At 39.4% G+C, this 18,148-nt stretch carries 19 protein-coding genes; 17 read left to right on the forward strand and 2 right to left on the reverse strand.

The genetic code is table 11. The annotated features are described in order from the left end of the window. The first annotated feature begins 61 nt into the window (after window positions 1-61). The 9 genes from Q0E71_RS00320 (at window position 62) to Q0E71_RS00360 (ending at window position 7,029) form a co-directional block, all read left to right on the forward strand. On the forward strand, window positions 62-727 hold the full coding sequence (locus tag Q0E71_RS00320) for a hypothetical protein (RefSeq protein ID WP_294794145.1): 666 nt from the start codon (window positions 62-64) through the stop codon (window positions 725-727). A 283-nt stretch (window positions 728-1,010) separates the two neighbouring features. Further along, window positions 1,011-1,370 carry a hypothetical protein gene (locus Q0E71_RS00325; RefSeq protein WP_294794151.1) on the forward strand — a complete coding sequence of 120 codons (360 nt, stop codon included), beginning with the start codon at window positions 1,011-1,013 and terminating at the stop codon, window positions 1,368-1,370. A gap of 44 nt (window positions 1,371-1,414) precedes the next feature. Further along, window positions 1,415-1,951, forward strand: coding sequence for an SAM-dependent methyltransferase (locus tag Q0E71_RS00330; protein ID WP_294794160.1), 537 nt, complete (start codon window positions 1,415-1,417; stop codon window positions 1,949-1,951). 41 nt (window positions 1,952-1,992) lie between these two features. After that, window positions 1,993-2,118 carry a hypothetical protein gene (locus Q0E71_RS00335; protein WP_294794163.1) on the forward strand — a complete coding sequence of 42 codons (126 nt, stop codon included), beginning with the start codon at window positions 1,993-1,995 and terminating at the stop codon, window positions 2,116-2,118. A gap of 4 nt (window positions 2,119-2,122) precedes the next feature. Next, window positions 2,123-3,307 carry a cation diffusion facilitator family transporter gene (locus Q0E71_RS00340; RefSeq protein WP_294794178.1) on the forward strand — a complete coding sequence of 395 codons (1,185 nt, stop codon included), beginning with the start codon at window positions 2,123-2,125 and terminating at the stop codon, window positions 3,305-3,307. Then, window positions 3,308-4,531, forward strand: coding sequence for a glutamate-cysteine ligase family protein (locus Q0E71_RS00345; protein WP_294794184.1), 1,224 nt, complete (start codon window positions 3,308-3,310; stop codon window positions 4,529-4,531). It abuts the gene before it with no gap. Next, window positions 4,512-5,846 (forward strand): hypothetical protein, encoded by a 1,335-nt coding sequence (locus Q0E71_RS00350; protein ID WP_367116789.1) that lies wholly within the window; start codon window positions 4,512-4,514, stop codon window positions 5,844-5,846. The genes Q0E71_RS00345 and Q0E71_RS00350 overlap by 20 nt, the downstream gene beginning before the upstream one ends. A gap of 1 nt (window position 5,847) precedes the next feature. Then, window positions 5,848-6,654 (forward strand): hypothetical protein, encoded by an 807-nt coding sequence (locus tag Q0E71_RS00355; protein ID WP_294794190.1) that lies wholly within the window; start codon window positions 5,848-5,850, stop codon window positions 6,652-6,654. A gap of 117 nt (window positions 6,655-6,771) precedes the next feature. Beyond that, window positions 6,772-7,029 (forward strand): hypothetical protein, encoded by a 258-nt coding sequence (locus tag Q0E71_RS00360; RefSeq protein ID WP_294794197.1) that lies wholly within the window; start codon window positions 6,772-6,774, stop codon window positions 7,027-7,029. A 156-nt stretch (window positions 7,030-7,185) separates the two neighbouring features. On the opposite strand, the gene Q0E71_RS00365 is transcribed toward Q0E71_RS00360, so the two are convergent. Together Q0E71_RS00365 and Q0E71_RS00370 are read right to left on the reverse strand one after the other, a co-directional pair. Next, window positions 7,186-7,353, reverse strand: a complete 168-nt coding sequence (locus tag Q0E71_RS00365; protein ID WP_294794203.1) for a 4Fe-4S binding protein — start codon at window positions 7,351-7,353, stop codon at window positions 7,186-7,188. A gap of 63 nt (window positions 7,354-7,416) precedes the next feature. Continuing rightward, window positions 7,417-7,677 carry a DUF1294 domain-containing protein gene (locus tag Q0E71_RS00370; protein WP_294794210.1) on the reverse strand — a complete coding sequence of 87 codons (261 nt, stop codon included), beginning with the start codon at window positions 7,675-7,677 and terminating at the stop codon, window positions 7,417-7,419. A 79-nt stretch (window positions 7,678-7,756) separates the two neighbouring features. Here Q0E71_RS00370 and Q0E71_RS00375 point away from each other — a divergent pair, with 79 nt between their 5' ends. The 8 genes from Q0E71_RS00375 (at window position 7,757) to Q0E71_RS00410 (ending at window position 18,116) form a co-directional block, all read left to right on the forward strand. Next, the gene (locus Q0E71_RS00375; protein WP_294794216.1) at window positions 7,757-8,452 is read left to right on the forward strand and encodes a tRNA1(Val) (adenine(37)-N6)-methyltransferase; all 696 of its coding nucleotides are present in this window, start codon (window positions 7,757-7,759) and stop codon (window positions 8,450-8,452) included. Further along, on the forward strand, window positions 8,439-9,275 hold the full coding sequence (gene rsmI, locus Q0E71_RS00380) for a 16S rRNA (cytidine(1402)-2'-O)-methyltransferase (protein WP_294794224.1): 837 nt from the start codon (window positions 8,439-8,441) through the stop codon (window positions 9,273-9,275). The genes Q0E71_RS00375 and rsmI overlap by 14 nt, the downstream gene beginning before the upstream one ends. A gap of 1 nt (window position 9,276) precedes the next feature. Next, window positions 9,277-10,215 carry a DNA double-strand break repair nuclease NurA gene (locus Q0E71_RS00385; RefSeq protein WP_294794231.1) on the forward strand — a complete coding sequence of 313 codons (939 nt, stop codon included), beginning with the start codon at window positions 9,277-9,279 and terminating at the stop codon, window positions 10,213-10,215. Beyond that, window positions 10,212-12,050, forward strand: coding sequence for an ATP-binding protein (locus Q0E71_RS00390; protein ID WP_294794237.1), 1,839 nt, complete (start codon window positions 10,212-10,214; stop codon window positions 12,048-12,050). The genes Q0E71_RS00385 and Q0E71_RS00390 overlap by 4 nt, the downstream gene beginning before the upstream one ends. Window positions 12,051-12,052: 2 nt before the next feature. Beyond that, window positions 12,053-13,489: a glycogen synthase gene (locus tag Q0E71_RS00395; RefSeq protein WP_294794243.1), complete on the forward strand. Its 1,437-nt coding sequence runs from the start codon at window positions 12,053-12,055 to the stop codon at window positions 13,487-13,489. A 478-nt stretch (window positions 13,490-13,967) separates the two neighbouring features. Next, window positions 13,968-15,413, forward strand: coding sequence for an aspartate ammonia-lyase (locus tag Q0E71_RS00400; RefSeq protein ID WP_294794250.1), 1,446 nt, complete (start codon window positions 13,968-13,970; stop codon window positions 15,411-15,413). 277 nt (window positions 15,414-15,690) lie between these two features. Continuing rightward, complete coding sequence (locus Q0E71_RS00405) at window positions 15,691-16,632, forward strand: Fic family protein (protein ID WP_294794257.1); 942 nt, start codon at window positions 15,691-15,693, stop codon at window positions 16,630-16,632. Between the two features lie 434 nt (window positions 16,633-17,066). Beyond that, window positions 17,067-18,116 (forward strand): DMT family transporter, encoded by a 1,050-nt coding sequence (locus Q0E71_RS00410; protein WP_294794265.1) that lies wholly within the window; start codon window positions 17,067-17,069, stop codon window positions 18,114-18,116. Window positions 18,117-18,148: the final 32 nt, after the last annotated feature.

Raw genomic sequence — 18,148 nt, forward strand, 5'->3', positions numbered from 1 at the left:
GAAAAGGTATGTGGGAGCAAATCTCACATACCTTTCTTATTAAATGAAGGAGGAAGAGCAATTGTATAATTATATAGATAAAATACGAGATTTAATCGACGAAAAACTTATTGATAACAAAACTGCAAAAAACAAATTGACTTTATTAGCATTGGTTTTAGCTGCTATACTTCTAGTTGCTATGTTTCTTGATTATAAATATAATAATTTTATAGATTCATATATTAAAATTATTATATTTTTAATAGGTGTCATGATAATTTACACTTTATTTTTTTTGATAACTGTAAAAGAAAACTTAACAACTGTTTCTGGCTTTATCGGAATATCACTTTTTACTACATTTATATTAGGGATTTTACTAATAACATTATTTTTACCTATGATAAAAAATTATTTTGTTTCATATTTAATTCTTATGCTTGTTTTTACGATAGTGTGGGCTTTTTTAAGCTGTCTTTGTAATTCTGATGTAGCAATTATATCTAATGCCATAGTAGCATTTATAATATCAATATTGTTAGGACTAAACTCATTTATTTGGAAGGTGTTAGAAGTAGAATCTGTTAATATAAACTGTATAAATAGTGAAAAATTAATAGGCATGGATGTATACCAAACTACTGAGCTACTTTTTAATATAATTATATTTCCCATATTTTTTATGGTAGCTTTTGAAGCATTAATTTGTGCGCATAAAAAATATGTTAAAGAGAAACATAAATGATTTTATTAGGTTGATAAGTAGTGATAATTATCTGTCAATGAAAAATTAAGCATATTATGTAGCGTTATAATGTATTATTAAATATAGTCCACTTTCGGAATAAATTTTGAGTTTTGAAAGTGGATTCTTTATATTTAATTAAGAAATTGATTTAGTTTGATATACCATCTGCCAGTCGTATATACTTCTCGTAGATATAGTTAATTAGCAATTGCTTACACAATTTAGCATATTATATTGTTTTAATAATCATGGCAATGGGTAATTATACATAGGTGATTTTATGAATTTTGAATCTATTATTGATGATGCGATAAATAATAATAAGGCGCTTCGTGGCTCTTTCTCGGGCCCCATTAACAAAGACGGGTCCAAGGTGAAGCTCAAGACCATAGTCATGAAGGGCGAGGTGCATTTACAAATTGAAAAATTTATTGACAGGAAGGCTTTTCACGAGAACATTGCCATGGGCGAGGCGAAGGCAAGGCTAGTCGCCCTAATGAATGAGTACAAGCAGCTCTTTATAACTATTGACGCGGACTCTTATCAAGTCTTTAACAATAAAGGCAAGATCAAGGCCATAAGCGCGAAGACTGAAAATCGGCAAAGGCGCTTAGCCATGACAATAAGAAAAACTACATAATTAACGAGGGTGACAAGGTCGACTTCCTTATCTATCTCAAGGTCATGAGCGAGGACGGCAAGGTCTATAATAAATACTTTGACAAGTTCAAGCAGATCAACAAGTACCTTGAGATTTTTGACAAGGCGCTTGACAAGATTGATACTTCAAAAAAGATACGTATACTAGACTTTGGCTGTGGCAAGGCATATCTCACTTTTGCGGTTTATTATTACCTTAAAAATATCAGAAAAGTGGACTTTTACATCGAAGGTCTTGACTTAAAGGAAGACGTTGTTAATGATTTAAATAGGATTAAGGATGCTCTTCATTATGAGGAGATAAATTTTGTGTGCAAGGACATTAAGGACTACGACAAAAGTGATGACATCGACATCATGCTTACGCTGCACGCCTGTGATATAGCGACTGACATCGCTCTAAAGAAGGCGGTAGAGCTAAATGCAGCACTTATACTATCGGTTCCGTGCTGCCAAAAGGAGCTCTTCCCGAAAATCCATTCTGATGATTTAAATGGCGTTCTTAAGCACGGCATACTCAAGCAGCTATTGTCACTGACTCACTTAGAAGCCTTTACTTAGAAAAGAACGGATACAAATCAGAAATTATTGAGTTCATTGATATGGATCATACGCCAAAAAATCTTATGATTAGGGCCTTTAAAGACAAGGCAAATCCACATGCAGAGGAAGAATACAATAAAATCAAGCAAATATTCGGTTTAGAAAATATTTTCATAGAAGGGTAGAGAAATGATAGAAAAATTAATTTATTTTATAAATAGACCAAACACAAACACGCGTGATGCGCTATTTAGAAAGAAGACAGGCTACTTCGTCTCGATCACAGGGATCATATTTAACATCTTACTGAGCGTTTCGAAGGTCATGATTGGCCTCTTCGTTCACTCCATCGCCATCATGGCGGATGCGGTAAATAACATATTCGACACGATATCGTCGGTGGTGACTCTCCTTGGCTTTAAGCTTTCGGAGAAGCCCGCTGACAGGGAGCACCCATACGGACACGGCAGGATTGAGTACATATCAGGCCTACTTATATCCATCATCGTAATCATTATCGGACTTCAATTCATCAAGTCCTCAGTTATGAGGATACTTCATCCAGATGTGGTTAAATTTGATAAATTTAGCTTTATCATCATGATTCTTTCAATACTTGTAAAGGTTTTCATAACCATACTAAATAAAAAGGCGGGCAATATGATTGATTCTAAAGCGATGAAGGCGACTAGCATTGACTCGCTTGGCGACGTCTTCACGACTATGGTTGTCATCATACCGATGATTAGCTCGCTGTTCACAGACGTTCAAATCGACGGCTACTTTGGCGTACTCGTTTCACTTATGATTATTAAGAATGGTATCGAGATGATAAAAGAAACCATTGGCCCGATACTTGGCGAGGAGCCAGACAAGGAGCTTATCGAGAAGATTTACAAGGACCTTGAGGCGGAACCACTGATTAAGAACGTACACGATTTTCACGCCCATAACTATGGTCCTGACAATGTATATATCTCGCTTGACGTCGAGATGCCAGCTCACTTAACTATTGAGGAAGCGCACAATGTTATCGACAGCTGGGAGAGGACTCTTGAGGAAAAATACAATATTAATATAATAATACACGTCGATCCGTACATGGAAGAGGACGAGTGCACTGAGCTTTACAAGAAGCTTGGGGAGAGCGTTAGAGATGACAAGAATGTTGTTGCACTACATGACTTTAGAGTGCTGAATGGCAATTGCGGCAAGGACATAGTTCTACTCGATATAGTTCTTAACGATATGCATGGCAAGGACAAGGAAGCGCTTGCTGAGGCGATGAAAGAGCGTTTTGAAAGAGATGTTTCGAGTGAATATGACTATAGACTAAGAATAATACCGAATTTTACGAATATAGGGGATGAGTAAATGATACGAGATAAGATTATTGACTATATACGAAGTGGCGAGAAGCCTGAGAAGGACTACGCCATAGGCTTTGAGATAGAAAATTTTATAGTGGATGAAAATGATAGGGCAGTCACTTATTGGGACGATGGCGGCGTCAAGGATATACTTGAGGACTTAATCAAAATCGGCTACGAAGCTGTCTACATCGATGGCGTTTTGCTTGGCGCGACAAAGGGCGAGACAGCCATCAGTTTGGAGCCAGGCAGTCAATTTGAGCTATCTATAAAAAAGGCATGGCATATAAAAGAGCTTGAAGATGAGTACTTTAGACGCATGAAGGAGATAGAGGAAGTCATTCACAAGAGGGGCTACCATATCTTGCAAAGGGGCTATCATGTGAAGACCAAGATTGATGAGATTAAGATACTGCCTAAGGAGCGCTACGATCTTATGTACAAGTACTTCACTGAGGCGGGCACTATGGGCCACAATATGATGAAGGGCACAGCGGCTTCTCAATCGTCAATCGATTACAAGGACGAAGAGGACTTTAGACGCAAGATGAGAGTATATAACGCACTGAGCCCGGTTTTCTACGCCATTTTCGAAAACGCAAACATTTTTGAGGGCGAGGCATATAAGGAAAACGGCTTAAGAATGACTATTTGGAAAAACACTGACAAGGAGCGCTGCAGCATAATCAAAGAGGCTTTCGACGATGAATTTTCTTACGCGGCATATGCTGACTACATTGTAAATAGGCCTTGCATCTTCATTCAAAAAGGCGGCGAGGACATTTACACAGGACATACCAAGATTAAGGATATAGACGGGATAGACGATGCGGACAAGACCATCGTTGAACACGTTTTAAGCATGTTCTTCCCGGATACTCGCGCGAAAAAATATATCGAGATAAGGATGATGGACTCGGTTCAAATAGAGTACCTACTTGGCTTAGTCGCACTAATCAAGGCGACAAGCTATCAAAATTTGGATGCTGTCTATGAAATGATAAAGGATGTCACTTATGAAGATGCTCTTAAGGCGCTTGACTCCTTTAAGGAGGACGGTATAAGAGGCAAATTAAAGGACAGAAGCTTTTTAGATATAGCAAGTAAGCTTATTACGCTAGCAAAAGCATCTTTGGGTGATGAAGCGCATTACTTAAACGCGCTAGAAGAAGTGATAGATTCAGGTAAATCGATAAGGGAGGTAAATTTTGAAAAATATGGATTATAATACCATTGGCAAAAGATACATTGACATAGTTAAAGAAGACCCTGAGAAATATTATGAAGATTATAAAAAACTATTAGATAATGTGGCAAATTCGACTGCCAAGTACAAAGGCGAGCCGGTTCCTGCCATTTACCAGCCATTCTTCGTATCGGAAGAGGACGAAGAGACATTTGAGTACATCTCTGAGATGATGATGAGGATCTCGGACAAGGTGACTAAGGCTTATGTCGCCATATCATCTTTTAGAAATAGCTTTGATTTTGATGACAAGATGAAGAGGCTCTTGATTCACAAGCCGCTTCTATCGACATTTGTGCCAATTTGTCGCTACGACATCTTTTATAAATCTTCGGGCGAATTCAAATTCTGCGAGCTAAATACTGATGGCTCCTCAGCCATGAACGAAGATAACGAAGTTGCTCCATTCATGCTAGAGCTTGAAGCGATGAAGGAGATGGAAAAGCGCTACGGCTATGAATTTTCTTACTACGAATTATTTGACTCGTGGGTAGATGAGTTTAAGGAGCTTTATACACAAACAACTGGTGAAGAAGATTTTAATCTTGCCATCGTCGACATTATGGAGAGCGCTTCGCGTGAAGAATTCGAGCGCTTTAAGAGGGCTTTCGAGAAAAAGGGTATCAAGACAATCATCTGCGACGCAAGAGATATCAAGCGCAAAGACGGCCACATATACGCCGGTGACTTTAGGATAGACGCTGTCTATAGAAGGCTAGTTACTTTTGAAGCGGTAGAGCATTGGGACGAGATACAAGACTTTATCGACGGCTACCTAAATGATGAATTTGTGATGATAGGCTCCTTCAAGAGTCAAGTTATGCACGACAAGAGGATATTCATCAAGCTATTCGAGGACCGTGTAAAGCGTTTCTTGTCAAAGGACGAGCTTGAATTTATTGAAAAACACATTCCATATACAGCGATGCTGACTAAAAAAACTGCAGACGAAGTGCTAAATAACAAGGACAAGTACATCATCAAACCGGTTGATAACAACGCATCTAAGGGCGTTTTCGTCGGCAAGGACCACTCGAAGAAGGACTTCGCCGCGATCCTTAATAAATACGCTGACACTGGCTACATCTACCAAGAGTACATCGAGCCGTACAAGAGAGACGTCGTTTTATTTGACGAGGACGGTAAGCCAGTTGTGAAGAAGCTTAAGTCCATAGTCGGCCTATTTATATATAACAAAAAATTCAAGGGCCTTTACACACGCTATGGCGAAGAAAATATCATATCGAGCTTGCACCAATATTATCTTGGTGTAAATATCAAGGCAAAGGAGTCTTAAAATGAAAAAGAAATTAATTTTAATAATATCTATGCTAATGGCGGTGGCTGTGCTACTTGCAGGATGCAATAAAAATAAAACAGATGAGCCAAAAGAAAAGGCTGCTCAAGAAGAAAAGACTGAGAGCCGTGACAATGGTGAAGAAGAAATGAGTGAAGAAGATAAGAAAAACGCTGAATATGCTGAACTTGTTAAGAGGACTAAGGGCATTTCGGAACTTGTAGAAGGGGACTTAATTGTTCAAGACGTAAGTATATACAAGGCAGTAGAAGATGGGGACAAGCTATCACTACTAGTAAGTTATGCAGAGCTTGGATATATCTACAAAGATCAGGTTTTTGAAAATACTGCTGGTATGCTAATGCCGCTTAAGCTTATATATGAAAAAAACGGCGGTGACTACGAGCTTAAAGAAAGGATGAATGCAGAAGATGGCGAAGGCTACTTTGATTCGCTTGTCAAGATGGCTGACGGAGACAAAGAGCTGGCTCAAAAAGTAGCTGGTCCGGGCATTAATGAAAGGTACGACTACATCATGAAAGACTTATACAAAAAGGCTGAAGAGGAAGGCTTAAAGGACTTCGAACTAGACCTTGATAATGCACCCGGTTATCCAAAGGACGAGTCTTTATTTATAGAAGACGTTCCTAATGAGCCAAAGAATACCATTGCCATAGTTAATAAGGAAGAATACGAAAAAGCAAAGAAAAACGAAGCAAATGATAATTGGCCTCACGTCAATGGTCTTTTATATCACAAAGACACAAAGCTTGCTGTCAAGAGCATAATCGACGATTTTACTAAGTAGAAATGAATAATTTAGCCTTGCCAATTGACAGGGCTAAAAAATTTTCTTAAGAGCTTGTATTTTTACTAAGTTTAGGTTATAATATTAAATGAGGACAAACTAGAAAGGAAGTGCAAGATGAAAGAATTAGAATTAAAAGTTATGAGATCTGAGTCATCAAATGGTTTATACATAGAGCTTGGTCAAGGAGTTATTGACTTTACTAAGGCAATCAAGGCCAAGATATATTTATCAGTTGACGATAAGAAGGTTGAAGCAAGTATGATTAAATTCCCAAAGGATATATATGTAATACCACTTAAAGAAAGACAGCTTAGGGTACTTAAGGTCGAAGAGGGTAAGACATATAAGTTCGTAATAGAAAATAGAAGATAATTATAAATTACAAGGCAAAACTTTGATGTTTTGCCTTTTTGCTTTGTATAAGAGATATCATAGAGAAATATTTGCAAAATCGTTTTGCACGCGAATCGATTTTGGCAAAATAAAAAGGCCTCACGCGCGTGAAGCCTTAGTCCAATGCTCTTATGTCTAGTTTGGTTGTGGAGCATCTACTGGACAAACGCTGTTGCATTGACCGCAGTCGATGCATTTGTCTTCGTCAATTATGTAGATATCGCCTTCTGATATAGCGTCAACTGGACATTCTGGTAAACATTGTCCGCATGCTATACATTCTGCTGAAATTTTGTATGCCATTCATTATCCCTCCCTTGTATTTTCATTATAATTTATAAATATTCATTTGTCAAGTGATTAGTATCACATTATAAAGCTTTTGTAAAGATATAGCCAAATCACAGCTAGCGTCGGCATTATAGTTAGAAACTTAATCTTTTGCGTCTTATGTCTAAAGATTAGCATAGAGACCACACCTAGTGGCGCGCCGCCTATGGCTGCGAGGCCCAAGAGTACCTTCTCAGGCGTTCTGTGCTTGTAATTGCCACTAGCCGCCTTGAATTTGTCAATGGCAAAGGCCAAGAAGCAAATTACGTTTATGCCGTAGAATAAATATTTAAGCATCTTATCACCGCTAATTATATACCCAAAATTGTTTGTTTTTACTCAGAATAAATGATATAATACTTATAAGGAGGGTTATATGGATCAAGTATCGGGCACAAATTTTTACATATATCAGGACAAGGACGATTTTTCTTTTGGGATAGACGCAGTCCTTTTATCTGACTTTGCTAAGGCTAAGAAGAATCACATAGATCTTTGCACTGGCAATGGCATAGTCGCTTTAAGGCTAGCCTATTTATATAGTGATGCGAGTATTGTCGGAGCCGATATTGATCATAAGGCGATAGAATTATTTAAGAAGTCCATAAGCATAAATAAGCTTGATGAAAGACTTACGGCTATGGAAATGGATATAAGAGAAGTAGAAAAACACTTCAAGAAAAATGCTTTCGATAGCCTTACTGTTAATCCGCCTTATCTAAATCCAAAGGACAATATTGCCTCGGGCGATTACAAAAGGCAGGAGCTCTTGCTAAATTTGGACGATATAGCGTGGGCCGCGAGCTATTTACTTAAGCCATATAGCAAAATCTACATGGTTCATAGACCGGCTAGGCTTGTTGACATCATCTTGAGCTTCAAAAATCATGGCATTAACCTAAGAAGATTAAGAGCAGTAAAGCCATTCGCAGAGAAAAAGGCGAACATGATACTTTTAGAGTTAGAAAAGTCTGAGAAGATGGGCTTTGATTATATGAATGAGCTAGTAGTTTACAATGCCGACGGCACTTACACTGAGGAAGTAAAGGAGATTTACTATGGAGACAAATAAAGGCACTTTATATATAGTCGCAACGCCCATAGGTAACTACGAGGACATCACTTTGCGTGCACTAAACGTCTTAAAGTCTGTTGACTACATTGCTTGCGAGGACACAAGGCACACGGGCGTCTTACTAAAGCACTATGAGATAAAAAAGCCGCTCTTTGCTTATCACAAATTTAACGAGACGGATAAGTCATCATATATACTCGAACTTTTGAGTGAAGGCAAGAGCGTTGCCATAGTCTCAGATGCGGGCTCGCCTGGCATCTCCGACCCGGGCGTGATTGCGGCGCGTGCTGCGAGAGAGGCTGGCTACACTGTTACAGCCATACCTGGCGCGACAGCCTTTGTCACATCGCTCATGGCGAGCGGCCTTGACCTTAGTCACTTCGCCTTCATTGGCTTTGCGCCTCAAAAGGATGCGAAGCGCAAAAAGTTTATGGAAGGCTATAAATCATACGCTATGCCGCTTATTTACTACGAAGCGCCTCATAGGCTCATCGCTTTTTTAAATACAGCGCTTGAGGTTTATGGTGACAGAATGATTTTCATTAGCCGCGAGCTAACAAAAGTTTTTGAAGAGAATTTATATATGCACATTAGCGAGGCCATAGCCCACTTTACTGAGAATGAGCCGCGTGGCGAGTTTGTTATCACGATTTCGGGCCTTGATAGTGGTGATGGTGGCGAAGCCATTGACATAAACGAAGCGGCAAGAGCACTTATTGACGAAGGTCTAAGCATGAAGGACGCCACTAATAAATTAAAGGAGCTTGGCTTTAAGAAGAATGACGCCTATAAGGCACTGCTTGAGATAAAGGAAGACTAAGATGTACGAAGATTTAATCATAAAGATGAGGGACCTCAACAATTTAATAAAAGAAAAGTCCATGGATATAGATAAGAGGGGCAGAGAGGGTCTTAAGAAGGAAATTTATTCTGGCCTTGCCGAAAAGTACATGATAGATGATGATATTGACCTAGAAAAACTCGCTGATGAAGGCGGTCTCTGGGCTGTGGACGGCTCACTGGGCAGGATAGGCTCTCTTTATCCGCACTACATAAGCGTGATAGATGCACTTGTGATATCGACAAAGGGCGGCTTTGAGCACAGGAAGAGCAGTCTTTACTCGCCAATGCAAGGGCAAGTGCAAGAGGAGGACGAATTTTCTTTCGAGTCAGAAATGTACGTAAAAAAAGAGATGGCGAGGCTCGAGGTACGCGTCGTTATCGAGGCTTTAGAGAAAGAAACGCCTAAGATGATATTTATGGACGGCGGCTTTATTCGCTACATCATCAGCTGTAAGGAAGATTTTGAAGAGCTGAAAAAGATCTGCATCGAGCGCGGAATAATTTTAGCTGGGGTCATAGAAGAAATAAAGACATCAATACTTGGTAAAGAGCTGGACTTAAAGGCTTACGATAGAGAGATACTTTTCTCGCTACTTGATTACAAAGAGGCTATGCTTATCAATGACGAGATTAACAATAAGGCTGAAGAAGGCATAACAAGTGCTTTTGCACGCACATCGACCAAGCCCTATGCCATCGGCGTAGATATATCGACTGAGCAAAAAGATTTTATGAAGGATGTGCTCAAAACCATAATCAAATTGACGCCAAAGGATTCGAGAGGCATACCTATAATCTTGGATATAGTTGACAAGAAGGTCAAGATTACGGACGAACTTAAACAGAGGGTTCTAGTCAAGGAGCTTGACAAGGACGTTTACGATAGATATTTTAACGAAGTGAGGAATTTTAGATGAAGGTCTTAGGATTAACAGGCACTAGCGAGGTTTATTTGGCCTCGAATGAGAGAAATTTTAGAATAAATGAGTTTTTGCTCGTTGAAGACGAGGTTAAGAACTATATTGGCGAAGTTGTTGAAGCGAACACCTTCAATCGCTTTATGCCCTTTGAAAAGGAAAATGATTTTGTTGATCAAAGCGTGATTGATTCTTTATTGGCATTGGGTTACGATGTGAACAATGAAGTCGTCTACTTAGCTAAGCTAAGGCTTTTAGAGGAAGCGATGTACCCAATCATGGCGGGCTCGGCTGTTAGAGTGCCTGAGTTTGACGAGATCAAGAGCCTCATCATCAAGTCGTCGCCTAAAGATGGCTTGGTCCTTGGCGTTATCAAGAACACAGACGACCTTTACAAAAATGCGGACGAAGAGCTAAAAAATATTGTATATACTTTTGAGAATGGCGAGAGAAAAAATCAAAAGGACCTTCCTTACATCTTCAATGTGAGCGAGTTCAGTCAGTACCCACACATAGGCGTCTTCGGCGGCTCTGGTTCGGGTAAATCCTTTGCCTTAAGAGTCATAATCGAAGAGCTAATGAAAAAGAGGATACCGACTATAGTTTTGGACCCTCACTACGAGATGGATTTTAAGCTAAAGACATATGACGAAGCAGCTGATTATAGCAGTCTATATCAAAGCTTTTTACTCGGTAAGGACGTCGGCGTTGACTTTAAGGACCTAAACGTAGGCGAGTTCAAAAATTTATTAAACGCAGCTGGCGCAATGACTGACGCGATGGATACTTCAGTTGATGAAGTCTTTAAGCGTGGCGAGAGCGTCGACGCATTTAGACTAAGGCTAAGTGAAATACTTGAAGCCCTTGATAGGACTGAGGATGCTCTCAATATGGATATGCAAACAGCTGAGCTAAATGGCGATGCAGCTGAGGCCGATAGGATAAGAAGATTACTTGGCTACCAAAAGACTTATGGCAGAAAATTAAATGCATCGAGCCTAAAGGGTATTAGCTGGAGATTTAGAAGACTTGTTCAAGATAATGTTTTTAGCAGCGATTCAGAAGCTTTAGAGGCAGCGCTTAGAAGTGGCAAGCTTATCTCATTAAAGGGATCGACTAGATTATTAGAAGTTTATTCATCATATATACTAAAGAAATTTTATTATAAGAGAAGAGCCTATATGGACGCGAAATTACTTGGCACAAACGATGAGGACTACTTCCCACCATTTATCATAATCACAGACGAAGCACACAATTTTGCTCCAAAGGCCTTTGAGAGCGCGTCAAAACCTATTCTTAAGGAAGTTGCTCAAGAAGGAAGAAAGTATGGTGTCTTCTTAATCTTGGCGACACAAAGAATTACACTACTTGATGACACTATCACGGCTCAGCTCAATACGAAATTTATTTTAAGAACGGTTAGAGAGTCAGACATCAAGACCATAAAAGAGGAGACAGACATTAGCTCAGACGACGCAAAGAGGCTCCCTTACTTAACTACGGGCGATGCCTTCATCTCCGAAGCATCTTTCGGTAGAACCATATTCACAAGATTTCGTTTTGCCGACACCAAGGCCATAGACAAGGTAAATCCATTCTTGGAGCTAAAGGGCGAGACAGAAGATAGGATGCTGGCGGTCTTTGACGAGATAAAAGATACTTTGCCTATAAGCGATTTTAATATTACTCGTGAAGCAGCGAGACTTGAAAGATCGGTCGGCACCATGAGCGCAGAAGAGTTTAAGGACATACTTGATCGTTTAGTTGAAGATGGATATATAAGTAAGAGAACAAATCCATTCGGACAAAATGAATATATAGAGAAGGAATAAAGATGAGAATATTTTTTTTAGCAGCAGAAGTGAGTCCCTTCGTCAAAACAAGGGGACTTGCAGAGACCATGAGGTGCCTACCAAAGGAGGTCGCCAAAGAGGGTAACGACGTCTACGTCTTCATCCCACTGCACAAGCCGATTAAAAGTGAATATCAAGAGAAGGTCGAGTTCATGTCATCCTACGGGGTCATGATGGGCGACGGCATTATATACGCGAGCGTCTTCAAATACGAAGAGGATGGCGTTAAATACATCTTCATAGCGAATGAAGACTACTTCGACAGAGACAGGATCTACGGCGAGTTCGATGACGCCAAGCGCTACATCTTTTTTAGCAAGGCCGTTTTGGAATTTATCCAAATGTATAGGATTAAGCCAGACATCATTCACGCGAACGACTGGCACACAGGTCTTGTGCCGGTTTTACTAAAGCAATATAGGAAGAGCGACAGCTATTACAGAGGCATCAAAACCGTTTTCACCGTTCATAACCTCAAGTACCAAGGCGTTTTCAATCAAAATATCATCGCTGGCATAGTCGATACAGACCTCGATGTACTAAAGGATCAAAATTATGAGTTCATCGACTCAATCAATATGCTTAAGGCAGGTATTGTCTCATCAGATATAGTGACTACCATTAGTAAGTCCTTTAGAGACGAGTTAATGGATCCGCATTTCGGAGAAGGGCTCGAAGAAGTTTTTAAGGAGTATAGCTACAAGTTTCACGGCATTGTCAATGGTATAGATAATGAAAAATACAATCCGATGACGGACAATGCTTTATTTAAAAATTACGATGTTAATGGCTTTAAGATCAAGAGATATAATAAGGAAGAAGTTCAAAATTATTATGGACTTAAGAAAGATGCTGAAAAGCCTCTAGTCATTATGATTAGCCGTATGAAGCGCTCGAAGGGCATTAAGCTCGTGATTGGCGCTATAGAAGAGATGGTGAAGCTCGACTGCAACTTCATCATTATGGGAACTGGCTTTAAGAGCTTCGAAGAAAAGTTTAGAGAGCTCGAAGAAAAGTACCCAGACAAGATGGCGGCAAGGATATATTATAATGAGAATGAAGCGAGAAGATTATACGCAGCATCGGACATACTACTGATGCCGTCGGAGCTTGAGCCTTGTGGATCAGCTCAGATGATTGCTATGCGCTACGGCTCGCTGCCTTTAGTAAGGAAGGTTGGCGGACTTAAGGACACAGTCATTGCTTATAACGATGACAAGGAGCACGCTAATGGCTTTGCCTTTGAAAACATTGATCAGAAGGAAATGTATGAGGCGCTTAATAGAGCGTTAAAATTGTATTATCAAGATGAGGATGAGTTCAATAGGATTTTGAAAAATGCGATGAGGGTTGACAATAGTTGGAAAAATACTGCAGATGAATATATTAAGCTGTATCAAAGCCTTTCCGATGAATAAGAAATAAAAATATCAAAGCTCTTTGCTTAGTGCAAGGAGCTTTTCTTATGATATGACGAGCGATTGATAAGGCAAAATTGCTTATCGTATGACGAGCGATTGATGAAGTGATTTTACTTATCGTATGCTGGGCAATTAAGTGAGCAAAACTATTATCATGGCAGAGCCATTATCGTGGTAAAACTATTATCGTGGTAAAACTATTATCGTGGCAAGACTATTATCGTGGCAAGACCATAATCGTGGCAAGACCATTAGCAAGAAAATTATATTAATTTTTTTGAAAATATTAAATTATTTATTTCATATTTACTCATATAAGGACTGTGATTTGAGTCACAATGAATTATCTATTCACTTAGCTTGCAAATACTTTACTACATTAAAAGCTCTACGCCATCATCCTAGACTTAAGTACTTGCAAGCTTTTCGATTATGTGTTAGAATGATGATGTAATTAAAAATCGGGAGGTAAGTCATGGAAGAAATCAAAAAAAGAATAGAAGCGGACTCTATTGGTGAGAAGGAAGTACCAGTAGACGCTTATTATGGCGTTCAAAGTCTAAGAGGTAAGGAAAACTTTCATATAACTGGCAGACATATTCATCCTGAGATGATTGTTGCTCTTGCTGAAATCAAAAAGGCTTGCGCTATCACTAACCAACAATCACGCCTTATGTCTAAGGAAAAGGAAGAGGCCATTGCCAAGGCTTGTGATATGATTATCGAAGGAAAGTATCACGATGAGTTTATCTGCGATGCAATTCAAGGCGGTGCGGGAACTACAGCTAACATGAACGCTAACGAGGTTATCGCGAACCTTGCTAATGAGATTATGGGCGGCGACTTAGGTACATACGACCACGTTCACCCAAATGACGACGTAAATATGTGTCAATCAACTAACGACGTTTATCCAACAGCTGGTAAGATAGCTGCTGTTAAGCTTGTTAACAAGACTATAGACCAATTGATGGACCTAATCAATGCTCTTGAAAAGAAATCGATTGAGTTTGACGACGTTATCAAGATGGGTAGAACACAATTACAAGACGCAGTACCTATCAGACTTGGACAAGAATTCCACGCATATCAAAGCGCTCTACGCCGTGACGTTAGAAGAATTAAAAAGGCGAGAGACGTGCTTAAGGTTATTAACATGGGCTCAACTGCCATCGGCACAGGAATAAACGTTGATGTTAACTACTATGTAAATATTACTGAGACTCTTGCGAGAGTGACAGGACTATCACTTAAACAAGCGGACGATATGATTGACGGCACTCAAAACCTTGACGGAGTGGCATTCCTATCAGCAACTATCAAGACTTGCGCTATAACACTGTCAAAGATGAGTAACGACTTAAGACTTATGAGCTCTGGACCAAGAACTGGTTTTGGCGAAATCATTCTGCCAGCTAGACAAAATGGCTCATCCATAATGCCAGGAAAGGTTAACCCAGTTATACCAGAAGTGGCTAGCCAAGTTGCTTTCTCAATCATAGGTAATGACATGTGCATCACTATGGCGGCTGAAGCTGGTCAACTTGAGCTAAACGCGTTCGAACCAGTTATGTTCTACAAGCTTTTTGAATCAATCGAAACACTTGGAAACGCTTGCGAAACACTAAGAGTGAACTGCGTTGAAGGCATCGTTGCTGACAAGGAAAGATGCAAGGCACTACTTGATAACTCTGTAGGTATGGTTACAGCGCTTGTACCGCATATCGGCTACAAGAAGTCTGCAGCCATCGCTAAGGAAGCGCTTAAGACAGGCGAATCAGTTACTTCAATCATACTAAGAGACAATATCCTTGATCAAAAAGAAATAGACGAGATCTTTAATCCATTCCAATTGACTAAACCGGGAATTGCAGCGAGAGAGCTTATACAAGAAAAAGGCGATTTCGAAGACGAAGAATAAATTTTGCGTTAAAATGCGCCCTTACGCTCATTCGCTTGTTCGGCAATGCTCGAGTATAACTAATACGCTCCGCTTGCCTCAAAGCTCCATTTCGCGTAATCATCACATTTTTCCGGCAAAATTAGTTCGGAGCAAATAAACTATTTTAATTAATAAAACAAAATGAAAAAACTTATGGGGAGCAAATGCATACAAAATATGCATGAAATGCTCCCCATTTTTCTTGCTTATTGATAAAAATAGTGATATAATTATTACAAGAGATAGGAGGTGCAATATGAGTCCAAAATATGAAGACATTCAAGAGCTTATTAGGAGGCGAGCGGACCTTAACGCAAGGCTAAAGCTTCTTCCTTATGACGGAACGCCAGAAGTAAAGACTCGTGGCGATAAAAAATATCTTTATGTGAGAAAAAGAGAGCTTGGCAAACAAAAATCATCCTACGTTGGTGTATATAGCGACGAACTTTATAATATTTTGCTTAGCAATGCAAGAGAAGCACGCGAGATAAGAAAAGAATTACGAGCGCTAGATAAGGAGCTCGCTAGCCTTGGCTACGAAGAAGCTAGTTTATCAAGCAATGTTCTGATGAATATTGATTTTGCTCGAGCTAATATGAAGACAAATATATATGATCAAGCAGTTCTCGAAGGCGTTGGAACAACATTTCCTCAAACCGAAGAAATTATTGACAATGGCAAGGTAAGCGGCGTTAAAGCAAGTGACGTGCAAAAGATTTTGAACTTAAAGCACGCCTGGGAATTTATACTTGATAAGGATGTCATCACTTGCAAAAGCGATTACTATTTGCTTTCACAGATAGCAAACTTAGTTAACGAGGGCTTCTATATAGATGGCGGACGCATGAGATCATTGCCAGTTGAGATAGGCGGATCAAGCTATTTACCACCAATACCTATGGAAGCAGATGTTAAAGATGATATAAATAGCATCATTTCAGAAGATGCTCCAGCCATAGATACAGCTATAAAACTATGTCTATATACAATGAAGAAGCAAATATTTCTTGATGGCAACAAAAGGAGCGCAATAATTTTTGCTAATCACTACTTAATCGCTCACGCAGGAGGCTTCTTGGTAATACCAGAGAATGAAGTAGAAGAGTTTAAAAAGCTTCTTGTAGATTACTATGAAGGGGAAGATGTTAAAATTATTAGTGCTTTTATGAAAGAGAAGTCATGGAAAAGATTAGAATAAATTTCGCGCCCATGCGGAGCACCAAGGTTCTCGTACACTTAGTACGAGGTTCTTCAAATAGCGACTGGAACTTGTTTGCTTTTCGGCAATGCTCGAGTACTTGCTTGTACAGTTAAGTCCATGCACCAAGAGAACGAGTGAAACGAAGTTCGATTGGCATGCATGCCTTATGCCAGAGTTTACAAAGGTATGGAGCGTAGCGAACATAGCTTTGATTAAACTTACGGCCAAGCTTGCCTCAAAGCTCCATTTCGCGTAATCATCACATTTTTCCAGCAAAATTAGTTCGGGGCAAATAAACTATTTTAATAAATAAAACAAAATGAAAAAACTTATGGGGAGCAAATGCATTGAAATTTTGATGCAAATGCTCCCATTTTTATATGCAATTTTGTGATATAATATAGGTATAAAACAGATAGGAGTAGATTCATATGAATAAAAAAAATAAAATCACTGCAATAATTTGCGCTATACTCGCGGCGAGCTTTTATGCGCTTAACACGCCATTCTCAAAACTGCTATTAAACAAGGTTCCTCCAACGTATATGGCGGCTTTCCTTTATCTCGGAGCAGGCATCGGCGTTGGCATCATGTATTTATTTCACTACAAAAACGAGGACAAGTCCATGAGACTGACAAAAAAAGATTTGCCATACACTATACTCATGGTGGTCTTAGATGTTATTGCGCCAATACTTTTGATGATCGGCATATCCATCGGCTCGTCAGCGAACGCGTCACTACTAGGCAATTTTGAAATAGTCGCGACAACTATCATCGCTCTAGCGATTTTTAAAGAGGATGTTTCGAAAAATTTATGGATAGCCATCGCACTTATTACTTTATCGAGCATAATTCTATCGTTCGAGGGCGAAGGCTCATTTAGATTCTCGTATGGATCTTTATTTGTCATACTGGCAACAATGTCTTGGGGCTTTGAAAATAATTGCACGCGAAAAATTTCAAGCAAATCTACTTATGAAATCGTTACTATAAAAGGACTTTGCTCGGGAGTTGCTTCTTTAATCATCTCCATAATCATAGGTGAGAAATTTCCTGAGACTCGCTACATTGCTTATGCACTTTTGCTTGGCTATGTTGCTTATGGACTAAGTATATTCTTGTATGTGCGCAGTCAAAGAGATTTGGGTGCGGCAAAAACCAGTGCCTATTACGCCATCGCTCCATTTATCGGAACGTTTTTGTCTTTCCTTGTCAATGGAGAGGCGCTAAGCACTTCATACTTCATCGGGCTTATCTTTATGATAGCCGGAACCATTTTTGTAATTATTGACACTTGCTTAATTAAACACACGCACTTGCATACGCATACCATTAGGCATACGCACGATGGATACATGCATACACACGTTTTTACACATGAGCATGAGCACAATCACTTTTTGAATGAAGACAGCCAAGGCCACAACGACTTTTTGACGAGCAGAGAGCACATGAGGCTTCATAAGAACAATTTATAAATATTCATGGGGAGCAAAAGCATTAATTATAT

Source organism: uncultured Fenollaria sp. (genome assembly GCF_934202865.1).
Lineage (GTDB): Bacteria > Bacillota > Clostridia > Tissierellales > Peptoniphilaceae > Fenollaria.

What these genes read in the sequence shown, in the direction of transcription:
- Q0E71_RS00325 (WP_294794151.1), top strand. Translation starts at nt 1,011, where the DNA reads ATGAATTTTGAATCTATTATTGATGATGCGATAAATAATAATAAGGCG.
- rsmI (WP_294794224.1), top strand. Translation starts at nt 8,439, where the DNA reads ATGGAGACAAATAAAGGCACTTTATATATAGTCGCAACGCCCATAGGT.
- Q0E71_RS00365 (WP_294794203.1), bottom strand. Translation starts at nt 7,353, where the DNA reads ATGGCATACAAAATTTCAGCAGAATGTATAGCATGCGGACAATGTTTA.
- Q0E71_RS00400 (WP_294794250.1), top strand. Translation starts at nt 13,968, where the DNA reads ATGGAAGAAATCAAAAAAAGAATAGAAGCGGACTCTATTGGTGAGAAG.
- Q0E71_RS00405 (WP_294794257.1), top strand. Translation starts at nt 15,691, where the DNA reads ATGAGTCCAAAATATGAAGACATTCAAGAGCTTATTAGGAGGCGAGCG.
- Q0E71_RS00410 (WP_294794265.1), top strand. Translation starts at nt 17,067, where the DNA reads ATGAATAAAAAAAATAAAATCACTGCAATAATTTGCGCTATACTCGCG.
- Q0E71_RS00375 (WP_294794216.1), top strand. Translation starts at nt 7,757, where the DNA reads ATGGATCAAGTATCGGGCACAAATTTTTACATATATCAGGACAAGGAC.
- Q0E71_RS00390 (WP_294794237.1), top strand. Translation starts at nt 10,212, where the DNA reads ATGAAGGTCTTAGGATTAACAGGCACTAGCGAGGTTTATTTGGCCTCG.
- Q0E71_RS00385 (WP_294794231.1), top strand. Translation starts at nt 9,277, where the DNA reads ATGTACGAAGATTTAATCATAAAGATGAGGGACCTCAACAATTTAATA.
- Q0E71_RS00345 (WP_294794184.1), top strand. Translation starts at nt 3,308, where the DNA reads ATGATACGAGATAAGATTATTGACTATATACGAAGTGGCGAGAAGCCT.
- Q0E71_RS00360 (WP_294794197.1), top strand. Translation starts at nt 6,772, where the DNA reads ATGAAAGAATTAGAATTAAAAGTTATGAGATCTGAGTCATCAAATGGT.
- Q0E71_RS00340 (WP_294794178.1), top strand. Translation starts at nt 2,123, where the DNA reads ATGATAGAAAAATTAATTTATTTTATAAATAGACCAAACACAAACACG.
- Q0E71_RS00355 (WP_294794190.1), top strand. Translation starts at nt 5,848, where the DNA reads ATGAAAAAGAAATTAATTTTAATAATATCTATGCTAATGGCGGTGGCT.
- Q0E71_RS00370 (WP_294794210.1), bottom strand. Translation starts at nt 7,677, where the DNA reads ATGCTTAAATATTTATTCTACGGCATAAACGTAATTTGCTTCTTGGCC.
- Q0E71_RS00330 (WP_294794160.1), top strand. Translation starts at nt 1,415, where the DNA reads ATGAGCGAGGACGGCAAGGTCTATAATAAATACTTTGACAAGTTCAAG.
- Q0E71_RS00395 (WP_294794243.1), top strand. Translation starts at nt 12,053, where the DNA reads ATGAGAATATTTTTTTTAGCAGCAGAAGTGAGTCCCTTCGTCAAAACA.
- Q0E71_RS00335 (WP_294794163.1), top strand. Translation starts at nt 1,993, where the DNA reads ATGGATCATACGCCAAAAAATCTTATGATTAGGGCCTTTAAAGACAAG.